Annotated in this window: 8 protein-coding genes; 6 read left to right on the forward strand and 2 right to left on the reverse strand. The window is 75.1% G+C overall.

What is annotated here, in order from left to right; translation table 11 throughout:
- Nucleotides 1–264 precede the first annotated feature (264 nt).
- Together C5N14_RS06395 and C5N14_RS06400 are read left to right on the forward strand one after the other, a co-directional pair.
- Nucleotides 265–1104: a DUF4081 domain-containing GNAT family N-acetyltransferase gene (locus C5N14_RS06395; protein ID WP_117666398.1), complete on the forward strand. Its 840-nt coding sequence runs from the start codon at nt 265–267 to the stop codon at nt 1102–1104.
- A gap of 159 nt (nt 1105–1263) precedes the next feature.
- Entirely contained in the window at nt 1264–4770 is a 3507-nt protein-coding gene (locus tag C5N14_RS06400; RefSeq protein ID WP_117666400.1) for an ABC transporter ATP-binding protein, read from the forward strand.
- Between the two features lie 78 nt (nt 4771–4848).
- On the opposite strand, the gene C5N14_RS06405 is transcribed toward C5N14_RS06400, so the two are convergent.
- Nucleotides 4849–6138, reverse strand: coding sequence for a dicarboxylate/amino acid:cation symporter (locus C5N14_RS06405; protein ID WP_207892638.1), 1290 nt, complete (start codon nt 6136–6138; stop codon nt 4849–4851).
- 247 nt (nt 6139–6385) lie between these two features.
- Nucleotides 6386–7066 (reverse strand): DUF998 domain-containing protein, encoded by a 681-nt coding sequence (locus C5N14_RS06410; RefSeq protein ID WP_117666404.1) that lies wholly within the window; start codon nt 7064–7066, stop codon nt 6386–6388.
- A 132-nt stretch (nt 7067–7198) separates the two neighbouring features.
- Here C5N14_RS06410 and pcaF point away from each other — a divergent pair, with 132 nt between their 5' ends.
- The 4 genes from pcaF (at nt 7199) to C5N14_RS06430 (ending at nt 12065) form a co-directional block, all read left to right on the forward strand.
- Complete coding sequence (gene pcaF, locus C5N14_RS06415) at nt 7199–8404, forward strand: 3-oxoadipyl-CoA thiolase (RefSeq protein WP_117666406.1); 1206 nt, start codon at nt 7199–7201, stop codon at nt 8402–8404.
- 167 nt (nt 8405–8571) lie between these two features.
- The gene (locus C5N14_RS06420) at nt 8572–9384 is read left to right on the forward strand and encodes an SAM-dependent methyltransferase (protein ID WP_117666408.1); all 813 of its coding nucleotides are present in this window, start codon (nt 8572–8574) and stop codon (nt 9382–9384) included.
- A 6-nt stretch (nt 9385–9390) separates the two neighbouring features.
- A complete protein-coding gene (locus C5N14_RS06425; RefSeq protein WP_117666410.1) occupies nt 9391–11568 on the forward strand; it encodes a bifunctional diguanylate cyclase/phosphodiesterase in 2178 nt (725 codons plus the stop codon).
- Nucleotides 11565–12065 (forward strand): DUF456 domain-containing protein, encoded by a 501-nt coding sequence (locus C5N14_RS06430; RefSeq protein WP_117666412.1) that lies wholly within the window; start codon nt 11565–11567, stop codon nt 12063–12065. Before C5N14_RS06425 ends, C5N14_RS06430 begins: the two co-directional genes overlap by 4 nt.
- Nucleotides 12066–12634: the final 569 nt, after the last annotated feature.

Genomic DNA, 12634 nt, shown 5'->3' on the forward strand with positions numbered 1-12634 from the left:
CAACGATATATCGGCAACGTGTCGACGACAAGGTGGCGTACTGTCGGATACGTCAGCGGTCGTCTCGGGGCGACCAGGGCGCCGCGGGTCACCGCGCGGGGTGCCGGGGGGATGCAGGGGACGCCGGGATGGATCATCGGGTGCGGGGCGTTCCCAGCGCGCTGCCCGCCCAGGGGCCGCCTTTCCGGGGTGCGGTCGGGCCGGTCTCGGTGGGCTCGGCACTCGGCCGGCGAGGCGGCGGGGTGATCTGGCAGGCTGGTAACCGTGCTGACGGTGCCGGTACGGCAACTCGGGGAATCGGAGCGGCGCGCGGTCGAGCGGCTGCTCGACCTCGACCCGTTCGCGGGCGCGCAGGTCGCCGAGCGGGTCGCCGCGCGCGGGCTGGCCTGGTGGCGGGCCGAGGGCCGGATCCTGGGGTACGGCGCGCGCCGCAGCCTGGAGTCCATCTGCTGGCTCGGCGGCAACCTCACCCCCGTGCTCGCCTCGGAGCCCGCCGTCGCCGCCTATGCCGAGCTGCTCGCCGCCGAGGAACGCCTCTGCTCCTCCATCGTCGGTCGGGCCGATGCGGTGCTCGGGCTCTGGGACCGGCTCTGCGGGCACTGGGGGCCGGCCCGGGACGTCCGCCCCAACCAGCCGCTGCTGGCCGCCGACGCGCTGCCGTTGGTGGCCGTCGACCCCGACGTGCGGCTGGTGCACGGCAACGAGGTCGACCGGCTCTTCCCAGCGGCCGTGGCCATGTACACCGAGGAGGTCGGCGTCTCGCCGCTGACCGAGGACGGTGGGCACGGCTACCGGCGGCGGGTCACCGACCTGGTCCGGGCCGGTCGGGCGTACGCCCGGTTCGTCGACGGCCAGGTGGTGTTCAAGGCCGAGCTGGCGGTGGTGACCCGGCGCACCGCGCAGGTCCAGGGGGTCTGGGTGGCGCCGGAGTGGCGCGGCAGGGGAATCGCCACGGCGGCGATGGCGGCGGTGACCCGGGACGCCCTGCTGCGGGTCGCCCCGACGGTCAGCCTCTACGTCAACGACTTCAACCTGGCCGCCCGCCGGGTCTACGAGCGCTGCGGCTTCCGCCCGGTCGGCACCCTCGCCACCGTGCTGTTCTGAGCCGCGGGGCAGCTCCCCCGCCGCCTGGCCGCTTCCTCCGGCGGGTCGCCCGGACCTGACCGCCGCCGTACCCGACCCCGATGGGGTAAATGCGTTGAACGGTCCGGCCGGATCACGCAGGGTGGAGGCACCGCCACCCCGGAGTCCGGAGGGACCGACATGCGCCTTTTCCGTGACCTGTGGGCCACCTCGGCACGCCGGATGACGGTCGTCGCCGTGCTGGTCGTCCTCGGCGCCGCCGGCCAGGCCGCCGCGTCGGCGCTCGCCGGCCCGGTGCTGGTGCACCGCTCGGGGGCGCTGTTCGTCGTCCTCGCGGTGGCGCTCTGCGCCGCCGTTCTCACCGACCTCGCCATCGGGCTGGTGATGGCCGGGCTGACCGCGGACTGGTCCGCCGACGTCCGGCGGCGGCTGTGCCGGGTGGCGCTCGGGCAGGACCTGCCCACCCTGGAGGGGACCCCGGTCGGCGAGCTGCTGGACCGGATCGACGGGGACGTCTACCAGGTGGCCTCCGAGGTGCGCGGGCACGGCGTACGGATCGCCCAGATGTCCGCCACCGGCCTGCTCTCCACGGTCGTGGCCCTGGTGGTCTGGTGGCCGGCCGGGGTGAGCATGCTCGTGCTGACCGCGCTGCTCGCGGTCGTGCTGCGCCGGCCGACCCGGCGGATCGCCCCGGCCCGGATGGCCGAGGAGGAGGCCTGGACGGACCTCGCCGCCGTCATGGAGGAGGCCGTCCACGGCCAGGACGACGTGCGTACCAGCCTGGCCCGGCCGTACGTGCTGCGGCTCTACGCCCGGCGGGCCGCCGAGGTGCTGGCCCGGGGGCGGCTGGTGTGGCGGATGTCGGCGGCGGTCACCACGGTCGGCGCCGGCGTCATCCGGGTCGGCATCGTCGGGGTGGTTCTCGGCGGGGCCTGGGCGCTGGCCGCCGGCCGGATCGACGCGGCCCGGCTGACCGCCGTCTGGCTGCTGGTGCTCGCCTTCGGCGCGACCGTCGAGCACGTCAGCCGGATGGTGCCCGAGTTGCAGTACGCGCTCGGTGCCTGGGGGCGGGTGCAGCTTCTCCAGGACGCCCGGCAGGAACCGACCGGCGGCCGGGAGCCCGTCGACGGTGACCTGGCCGTGCGGAACCTCACCTTCCGCTACCCGGCGGGCGGGGCGGAGGGCGACCGCGCCCCGGCGCTGCGCGACGTCTCGCTGACCTTCGTCCGGGGCCGGTCGTACGCCCTGGTCGGGCGGACCGGGTCGGGCAAGTCCACCCTGGCCAAGGTGCTCACCCGGGCGGTGGACCTGCCGCGCGGCACCGTCCTGCTCGGCGGGGTGGACCTGCTCGACCTGGACGTCGAGCGGCTGCGCCGGTGGGTGGCCGTGGTGCCGCAGCGCACCGAGATCCTGGCCGGCACCCTCGCCGAGAACGTCGCGCTGTTCGACCCGGCCCTGCTCGACGCCGCCGCCCGGGCGCTGCACGAGCTGGGCCTGGCCGATTGGATCGCCGAGCTGCCCGACGGCCTGCGCACCCGGCTCGGCGAGGGCGGGCACGTGCTGTCCGCCGGCCAGGAGCAGCTCGTCGCGTTCGCCCGGATCCTGGTCCGCGACCCGCACGTGGTGGTCCTCGACGAGGCCACCGCCCGGCTGGACCCGGTCACCGAGACGCTGGTGCAGCGGGCCACCGACCGGCTGCTCGCCGACCGGATCGGCATCGTCATCGCCCACCGGCTCTCCTCGGTGCGCCGCTGCGACGAGGTGGTGGTGCTGGCCGACGGGGCGGTGGTCGAGGCCGGGCCACTGCGCTCCTCGGCGCGGTTCGCCGAGTTGCTGGCCGTCAGCCACGCCGCCGCGTACGCCGAGGCGGGGGCGGCCGGGCGGGGCGGCGGCACGGCGCTGCTGACCGATCGGCCGCCGGCCCCGGCCCCGGGTGCCGGCCCCGGTGGGGCGGGCGCGCCGGCCGGCGTGGTCCGGACGAAGGTCGAGCCGCCCCCGCTGCCGCCGACGCCGCCCGCCCGGACGATGCGGGAGATCCTGCGCCTGACCACCAACGACCCCCGGTACGGCCTGGCCGCGATCGCCCTGTTCACGTTCGGCGGCCTGCTGGGCCTGGACGGCGCGGTGCTGCCCTGGCTCTGGGTGGACCTGGTGGACGGCGTCGGCGGGCCGTGGTGGCCGGCGGTCGGCATCGTGACCGCGCTGCTGGTGACCACGCCGGTGCCCTACCTGACCAGCGTCTGGTTCCCCAACTGGTGGGTCCGCCAGATGCTGCGGATCAGCCTGCGGCTGGTGCACGGGCAGACCGGCCCGCGCCGGATCAGCGGGCACACCCCGGCCGAGGTGGTCGCCCAGGGCGGCGACACCGAACGGGTGGTGATCCTCGCCGACAACCTGCTCGACCAGGCCATCGCCCTGGTCGCCGTGGTCGCCATGACGCTGGTCTCCGGCAGCCTGGTGCCGGCCGCGTTCTTCGCCGGGACGATGGTCGTCTCCGGGCTGGCGGCGACGCTGTTCGGGCCGCGCCTGGAACGGTCCGCCCGGGCCACCGTCGCGGCGCGGGCGGCGTTCGCCACCGCGCTGGTCTCGTCCCTGTCGGCCGCCCGCACGGTGAAGCTGGCCGGCGCCACCCGGCCGGTGCTGGGCCACCTCGCCGACCTGGACGCCAGCCGCAGCGAGCGGCAGCGCCGGGAGATCTCCGTGCAGGTCTGGTCGCGCTCGACGCCGGCCCTGGTCAGCGGCCTGCTGCCGATCGGCGCCTGGGCGCTCTACCTCAGCGGCGGGCTGTCCGCCGGGGCCACCCTGGTCGCGGTGTCCACCCTCGGCGCGGCCCGGTGGTTCGCGTGGACCACGGCGTCCCTGGTCTCCCAGCTCCCGTCGGCCCGGGTGTGGACGCGCCGGACGGTGGCGATGACCGGGGTGGGGACGTACTCGGCGCCGGTGGACGGGGTGGACCTGGCCGCCGGGCGGGCGCCCGCGCCCGAGCCCCCGCCCCGGCGTCCGCTGCGCCGGCTGGACCTGGTGGGCTTCGGCGCGTTGCACACCGACGGGACGCTCGCCGTCCGCGACGTCGACCTGACCGTCGAACGCGGCCAGCTCGTGCTCGTCGTCGGGCCGGTCGGCTCCGGCAAGTCCTCGCTGCTGCGCGCCCTGGCCGGGATCGTGCACCACACCGGGGCGCTGCGCTGGAACGACGAGCCGGTCACCACACCGGAGCTGTTCCTGCGCCCGCAGCAGGTCGGCTATGTCGGCCAGCTCCCCCGGGTGCTCTCCGGCACGGTCTCCGACAACATCGCGCTCGGCCACGACGTGGACGCGGCCGGCGCGGTGTCGACCGCCCAGCTCGACCACGACCTGGCCGCCGCCGGGGGCGGGCTCGGGCTGCTGATCGGGCACAAGGGGACCCGGCTCTCCGGCGGGCAGCTCCAGCGGCTGGCGCTGGCCCGGGCGCTGGCCCCGCGTACCGAGCTGCTGGTCGCCGACGACGTGTCGTCGGCGCTGGACGTCACGACCGAGCTGGGGCTGTGGGCGGCACTGCGGGAGCACGGGGTGACGGTGGTCGGCTCGACGTCGAAGCGGGCGGCGCTGGTCCGGGCCGACCAGGTGGTGGTGCTGATCGGCGGGGCGGTGGCGGCCCGGGGCCCGTGGCGGGACCTGGAGAACGACTGGGGGCACCTGGCGGGGTGACGCCGGCCGCCGTGATCAAGAGGTTTACGTCAGGAACGATCTCCGCAGTGACGCAAACCTCTTGATCAACACGGGGGGTCAGGCGGGGACGGGGCTCGGGTCGTCGGTGCGGAGGGGGGCGTCCGGTGCCACCGGGTTCCGGCGGCCGGCCGAGTCGTACGCGGCGCGGTCGAGGGTGCCCTCGCGGGCGGCGACGATGGTCGGGACGACGGCCTGACCGGCCACGTTGGTGGCGGTGCGGATCATGTCCAGGATCGGGTCGATGGCCAGCAGCAGGCCGGCGCCGGCCAGCGGCAGGCCCAGCGTGCTCAGGGTCAGCGTGAGCATCACGATCGCGCCGGTCAGTCCGGCGGTGGCCGCCGAGCCGACCACGGAGACGAACGCGATCAGCAGGTAGTCGCCGACGCCGAGGTCCACCCCGAAGACCTGCGCGACGAAGATCGCCGCGAGGGCCGGGTAGACCGCCGCGCAGCCGTCCATCTTCGTGGTGGCGCCGAACGGCACCGCGAACGAGGCGTAGTCGCGGGGGACGCCGAGGCGCTCGACGGAACGCTGGGTCACCGGCATCGTCCCGACCGAGGAGCGGGAGACGAAGGCCAGCTCGATGGCCGGCCAGGCGCCGGCGAAGAAGCGCAGCGGGTTGAGCCGGCCCGCGACAGCCAACAGCAGCGGGTAGACCACGAACAGCACGATCGCGCAGCCGACGTACACGGCGGTGGTGAACTTCGCCAGCGGGGCCAGCAGGTCCCAGCCGTACGAGGCGACGGCGTGGCCGATCAGGCCGAGGGTGCCGATCGGGGCGAGCCGGATCACCCACCACAGCGCCTTCTGCACGATGGCCAGCAGGGACCGGTTGAGCGCCACGAACGGCTCGGCGGCCTCGCCGACCAGCAGCGCGGCGGCGCCCACCACCAGGGCCAGGAAGACGATCTGGAGCACGTTGCCCTCGACGAACGCGCCGACCGGATTGGTCGGCACGATGCCGGTGAGGAAGTCGGTCCACGAGCCGGTGGTCTTCGGCGGGGTGGCCCCGCCGACGTCCAGGGTGACGCCCCGGCCCGGGTCGGTGAGCAGGCCGAGGCCGATGCCGACGGCCACCGCGACGAGCGCGGTGACGCCGAACCAGAGCAGGGTCTTCAGCGCCAGCCGGGCGGCGTTGGCCACGCCGCGCAGGCTGACCACGCTGACCACGATGGCGGTGAAGACCAGCGGCGGCACGGCCAGCTTGAGTAGCTGGACGAAGAGGCCGCCGACGGTGTCGAGGGTGCTGGCCAGCCAGCTCAGGTCGTTGGCGCGGGCGAGGAAGCCCAGCGCCACGCCGAGGACGAGGCCGAGCAGGATCTGTACGGAGAAGGGGAACTTGCGCAGGGCGGAAGCCATGAGGATGCGTCCAAGGGTCTGGGGGCGGTCGGTCGGGCGGGCGTCAGGAGACGGGCCGCGCCGGACAGATGCCGCTGGCCTGCCGTCGGAGGTCGACGTACAGGCGCACGGTGAGGTGCCAGACGTTGGTCATCGCCCGCCGACGATACGCCGCCCCCCGCCGCAGGTGGAAGGAGCGCCGACGGTGAGGCTCCTTACAGGGGTGGCCTGCGGGGTTCGCCGTCGACCGGAGGCCTCAGCGGCGGCGCAGGGCGAGGGCGGTGGCGGTGGCCAGGCCCCAGGCGGCGCAGACCGCGAGCAGCACCCGTTCCAGCACGCCGGTCAGGGCACCCCGACCGACGACGAGCATCGCCAGCCCCACCGCCCCGGCCAGCGGCAGCGACACCGCCGCGCCGGCTGCGGCGAGCCGCCGCAGCAGGGCCGCCGCGGCCGGAGAGAACAGCACCGCCAGCATCGCGAACACCACGGACGCCGTCGCCGCGATGCTCGCTCCGCCGTGCACCAGGTCGGCCACCGTGGCCCGTTCGAACGGCGGCAGCGGGCAGCCGGCGCTGCACGTCACCGCGCCGGAGAGCGCTGCGCACACGCCACCGGCGGCGAGCAGGCCGGCCGCGACCCGCAGCGCCACCGGCAGCGCCGCGGCGAGCAGCAGCAACGCGCCGGCCAGGGCGAACACCCCGATCCGGTACATCGGGGCGTACCCGCTGTCGGTGACGCCGGCCTCGCTGACGTACCCGGTCAGGCCCGGGCCCGGACCGGCGGCCACGGCGACGGTCACCGCGACCGTGCCGGCCAGGACGCAGCCGGCGGCGGCCGACGCGGCGGCGGCCCGGGGCGCGGGCGACGGGGCCGGCCGGTCGGATCGGGGTCCGGGGCCGGCCGGCCCGGTGGGCGCCGGCCGCCTCCGGTCAGCCACGCCCGTGCGGCGTCTGAACTGGGCAGGCCATGCCGACAACCTATCCGCTCACCGCGCGGATATCCTGGCCCCGCGTCGCCGTGACCCGGCGGGCCCGTGTCGACCCTCCCACCACCCCGAAGGACTACGTCGATGACCGTGGCATATCTCGTGGCCGGTGTCCGCACCCCGATCGGCCGGTACGCCGGCGCGCTGTCCGGGCTGCGCCCCGACGACCTCGCCGCGCACGTGATCCGCGAGCTGGTCGCCCGGCACCCGTCGGTCGACTGGGCCCGGGTCGACGACGTGGTTCTCGGCTGCGCCAACCAGGCCGGCGAGGACAACCGCAACGTGGCCCGGATGGCCGCGCTGCTGGCCGGGCTGCCCGGCGAGGTGCCCGGCAGCACCGTCAACCGGCTCTGCGGCTCCGGCCTGGACGCGCTGGCCACCGCCGCCCGGCAGGTCGTCGCCGGGGAGGCGGAGCTGGTCGTGGCCGGCGGGGTGGAGAGCATGAGCCGGGCGCCGTTCGTCATGCCGAAGGCCACCTCGGCGTTCTCCCGGGCCGCCGAGGTGTACGACACCACGATCGGCTGGCGACTGGTCAACCCGCTGATGGAGCGGGAGTGGGGCATCGACTCGATGCCCGAGACCGCCGAGAACGTGGCTGCCGAGTACGGCGTCGACCGCGCCGCGCAGGACGCGTTCGCGTACCGGTCGCAGCAGCGGGCCGCCCGGGCACAGGCCGGCGGCCGGTTCGCCGAGGAGATCGTGCCGGTGACCGTGCCGGCCGGGCGGCGCGAGACGAAGCTGGTCGAGGTCGACGAGCACCCCCGGGAGACCTCGCTGGAGAAGCTCGCCGCGCTGCCCACCCCGTTCCGGGAGGGCGGCACGGTGACCGCCGGCAACTCCTCCGGCGTCAACGACGGCGCGGTGGCGCTGCTGGTGGCCGGCGCGCGGGCGGTGGCCCGGTACGGGCTGACCCCGCTGGCCCGGGTGACCGGCGCCGCCGCGGCCGGGGTGCCGCCCCGGATCATGGGCATCGGGCCGGTGCCGGCCACCCGCCGGCTGCTCGACCGGCTCGGCGTGGGCCTCGACGGCGTCGACGTGATCGAGCTGAACGAGGCGTTCGCCGCCCAGTCGGTGGCGGTGCTGCGTGAGCTGGGCCTGCCCGAGGACGCCGAGCACGTCAACCCCAACGGTGGCGCGATCGCCCTGGGTCACCCGCTGGGGGCCAGCGGCGCCCGGCTGGCGCTCACCGCCGCGCTGGAGCTGCGCCGCCGGGGTGCCCGACGGGCGCTCGCCACCATGTGCGTCGGGGTGGGTCAGGGCATCTCGCTGATGCTGGAGTCGGCCGGCTGACCGGTGCCCGGTGGCCGAATCGGATCTCGCCTACCGTGGAGCCTGCGGCCTAGAGTGTGGAACACCACAGACCTGCGGGTCGGCCGGCCACCGGCGGGGTGCGCCCGAGCGCGCCCGGCGGCCGGCGCGGCCCGCGGCGCGGCGACGACTGGGCGGGAGCGACACACATGCCGGACGGACTTCCCACCGAGATCGATCTGAGCCGGCCGAGCGCGGCCCGGGTCTACGACTACTTCCTCGGCGGCGCGCACAACTTCGAGATCGACCGGAAGCTCGCCGAGCAGATCGCGGGCATGACGCCGAACCTGGCCGCCACGATGCGTTCCGGCCGGGAGTTCCTGCGCCGCGCGGTCCGGGCGCTGCTCGACGCCGGGATCGACCAGTTCCTCGACATCGGCTCGGGGATACCCACCGTCGGCAACGTCCACGAGGTGGCCCAGTCCGCGAACCCGAAGGCCCGGGTGGTCTATGTCGACATCGACCCGGTGGCCGTGGCGCACAGCCGGGAGCTGCTGGCCGGCAACGACCTGACCGGCGTGATCCACGCCGACCTGCGGGAGCCGGAGCGTATCCTCGCCGAGTGCCGGGCCGCGGGCCTGCTCGACCTCGGCCGGCCGGTCGGCATCCTGCTCGCCGGGGTGGTGCACTTCGTCCCGGACGCCGACCGTCCCGCCGACGTCCTGGCCACCCTGCGGGCCGCCGCCGTCCCCGGCAGCTTCCTGGTCGTCTCCCACTCCACGTTCGAGGACCAGCCGCAGGAGATGCTGGACGCGCAGCGGCTGTCGGCGCGCACCGACACCGAGATCACCCTGCGCTCCCGGGCCGAGATCACCGGCTTCTTCGGCGACTGGACGATCCTGGATCCGGGGGTGGTGCACATGCCGCTGTGGCGCCCCGACTCGCCGTCCGACGTGGACGACCACCCCGAGCGGTTCGGCGCGTTCGGCGGCGTCGCCCGGTACGACCAGCCCGCCGGCTAGGCGGCCATGACAGCCGTGCCGGGGCCCGGCGGTGAGCAGCTCAGCCGCGCCGGTGCCGAGGCGTACGCCGCCGGGTGGGCCCGCGCGGCGCGTCGGCTCGGGTTCGTGCCGCTGAGCGCCGTCGAGACCGAGCGGCTGCTGTTCGTGCACACGGTACGGCTGGCCCAGGCGTTGCTCGCCGAGGCGTTCTCCGCCCGGCCCGCCGAGGACGTCGGCCGGGCGCTGGTCGAGGCACACCTGATCGAGCCCGGGTTCCTGGACTGGTCGGTCACCGCCCTCGGGGAACGGTTCGTCGCCCAGGTGCTGCCGGGCCACCCGGCCCGGCCCGGCACGGCCGACCGGGTAGCCGCCCTCCAGGGCGCCTTCGCCGGCGGGTTCGCCCGGGCGCTGCGCGACCGCACCTTCGCCCAGCAGGAACGCATCGCCCGCAGCGCCTGGCAGGCCCGGGACCGCGTCGAGCAGGCGCTGCGGGACAGCGAGGCGCGGTTCCGGGCGGTCTTCACCGGGGCGGCGACCGGGATCGGCATCGCCGGCATCGACGGGCAGATCATCGAGGTCAACCAGCCCTTCGCCGACATGCTCGGCTACTCCGCCGAGGAGCTGCGGCAGACCAACGTGGCGGGGCTGTTCCACGCCGAGGACGCGGCCGGGATGTGGGAGCTGTACCAGGAGCTGATCGAGGGCAAGCACGACTCGGCCCGGGTGGAGAAGCGCTACCACCGCAAGGACGGCAGCGTGGTGTGGACGGACCTGGCCGTCTCGCTGATCCGGTACGACGACGGCCGGCCGCGCTTCACCGTGGCGATGATCGAGGACATCACCGAGCGGTACGAACTCCAGCAGCGGCTGCGCTTCCAGGCGCTGCACGACCCGCTCACCGGCCTGCCCAACCGGACGCTGTTCTTCGAGACCCTCGGCCAGGTGCTCGGCGACGCCGGCCCGGACCACCGGATCGGGGTCTGCTTCCTCGACCTGGACGGCTTCAAGGCGGTCAACGACGGCCTCGGGCACGACCTCGGCGACCGGCTGCTGGTCGTGATCGCCCGCCGGCTGGCCGAGTGCGTCGCCGGGCACGGCCACCTGGTCGCCCGGATGGGCGGCGACGAGTTCGTCATCCTCGTCGACGGCGGCGACGGCATCGACGACGCGGTGGGCGTCGCGGAGATGGCGCTCGCGGCGGTCTCCGTCCCGGTGCACGTCGGCGACCAGCAGCTCGTGGTGTCGGCCAGCATCGGCATCGTGGAGTGCCCCAGCGCCGAGACCAGCGCGTCGGAGCTGATGAAGGCCGCCGACACCACCCTGTACTGGGCGAAGGCGGAGGGGCGCGGCCGGTGGGCGGTCTACGACCCCGAGCGCAGCGCCCGCGACATCGCCCGTTCGGCGCTGGTCGCCGGCCTGCCCGCGGCGCTGGACCGGGGCGAGTTCGTCGTCCACTACCAGCCGATCGTGTCGCTGCTGGACTCCTCGATGGTGGCGGTCGAGGCGCTGGTCCGCTGGCAGCATCCCGAGCTGGGGCTGGTCGGGCCGGACCGGTTCATCGGGCTGGCCGAGGAGACCGGCCTGATCGTCCGGCTCGGCGAGTGGGTGCTCCGGCAGGCGTGCCGCGACGCCGAGGCGTGGCGCCGGCAGTTCCCCGGAACGGAGCTGGTGGTCAGCGTCAACCTGGCCGCGCGGCAGGCCAACGACCCGGCCATCGTCGATACGGTGGCGAGCGCGCTGAGCCGCAGCGGGCTGCCCGCCCGCCTGCTCCAGCTCGAACTGACCGAGAGCGCCGTGATGGGCACCACGGGGGAGCCGCTGCGGTCGCTGCACCAGCTCGCCGACCTCGGCGTACGACTGGCGATCGACGACTTCGGCACCGGGTACTCGAACCTGGCGTACCTGCGGCGGCTGCCGATCCACTGCCTCAAGCTGGCCGGGCCGTTCGTGGAGGGGATCCGGGCGGACGACCCACTGGACCCGGCCGACCACCGGGACGAGCGGATCGTCGACGCGCTGGTCCGGCTGGCGCACGCCCTTGAGCTGTGGGTCACCGCCGAGGCGGTGGAGACCCAGGCGCAGGCCGAGCGGCTGCGCGCGTTGCGCTGCGACACCGGGCAGGGGTGCTGGTTCGGCGGCCCCGTGCCGGCCGCAGCGATCACCGCCCGGCTGCGCGGCGACGATTCTCCAGAGGGAATGGCATGAGCCTGACGGACTCGCAGGCGGTCGTCTCGGTGGTGGCCGCGCTGGCCATCGTGGCGGGGCTGGCCGGGGTGGTGGTGCCGGGGCTGCCCGCGCTGCCGCTGTGCTGGGGCGGGGTGCTGGTGTGGGCGCTGTTCGGCGACGCCGGGGCGGGCCGCTGGCTGGTGCTGGCCGCCGCGACCGTGGTCGCGGCCGGCGGTGCCGTGGTCAAGTACCTCTGGCCGGGGCGCAACCTGCGCAGCGCCGGGGTGCCGACGTCGTCCCTGCTGGCCGGCGGCGTGCTGGGGCTGGTCGGGTTCTTCGTGATCCCGGTGGTGGGGCTGGTGGTCGGCTTCGTCGGCGGGGTGTGGGGTGCCGAGCGGCTGCGGCTGGGCAGCAACCAACTCGCCTGGCCGTCGACGGTGCAGGCGCTCAAGGCCGCCGGCCTGTCCATGCTGGTCGAGTTTCTCGCCGGCCTGGTGATCGGCGTGCTCTGGGTCGCCGGCCTGCTGTTCGCCTGAGTGCGGGAGTTCGGTGTCCTGTGGTGTGGGGCGGCGGCGCGGGGCGGGTTCGCCGCAGTGAGAGAGAGGTGAGTACCCCGCGCCGCCGCAGGCCGGGCGTTGCCGAGCGCCCGGCGGGGCCCGTCCGGATCGGGCCTGGTCACAGGCTCAAGGATGCGGTCCGCCGACGGTGCGGGCAAGGCAATTAGGCAGCCCGGGAAGACGGCCGTGGACCGCAACCGGATCACAACCGCCGGCTGGTAGGCCCCCGCCGACCCGACCCGACCCGACCCGACCCGACCCGACCTCGGCGTCGGCGACGGCGGAGGCGGGCGCCGGACCCGCCGCCGACGAAGACCCTGACTGAGCTGGGGCGTTGAAGACGGGCGTCGCTTGATCAACTTCATGTCCGTGACATGGCGGTATTCAGTGGCAGGTAGACCGCCATGTCACGGACATGTAGTTGATCAGCCACCCGGCCGGATACCAACGGCACCAGCAACTGATCGACGAGTAGTGCGTCAGCGGTGCCTGCCTGCCCCGGGCGGAAGGCGGGCCCGAAAAAAGCCCTCGGCGTCGCGCCGAGGGCC

It is taken from the genome of Micromonospora sp. MW-13 (assembly GCF_003434305.1).
Taxonomy (GTDB): Bacteria; Actinomycetota; Actinomycetes; order Mycobacteriales; family Micromonosporaceae; genus Micromonospora.

Excerpts from the sequence above, each read along its gene's own strand:
- C5N14_RS06400 (WP_117666400.1), top strand. The coding sequence starts at position 1,264 with ATGCGCCTTTTCCGTGACCTGTGGGCCACCTCGGCACGCCGGATGACG.
- pcaF (WP_117666406.1), top strand. The coding sequence starts at position 7,199 with ATGACCGTGGCATATCTCGTGGCCGGTGTCCGCACCCCGATCGGCCGG.
- C5N14_RS06420 (WP_117666408.1), top strand. The coding sequence starts at position 8,572 with ATGCCGGACGGACTTCCCACCGAGATCGATCTGAGCCGGCCGAGCGCG.
- C5N14_RS06425 (WP_117666410.1), top strand. The coding sequence starts at position 9,391 with ATGACAGCCGTGCCGGGGCCCGGCGGTGAGCAGCTCAGCCGCGCCGGT.
- C5N14_RS06430 (WP_117666412.1), top strand. The coding sequence starts at position 11,565 with ATGAGCCTGACGGACTCGCAGGCGGTCGTCTCGGTGGTGGCCGCGCTG.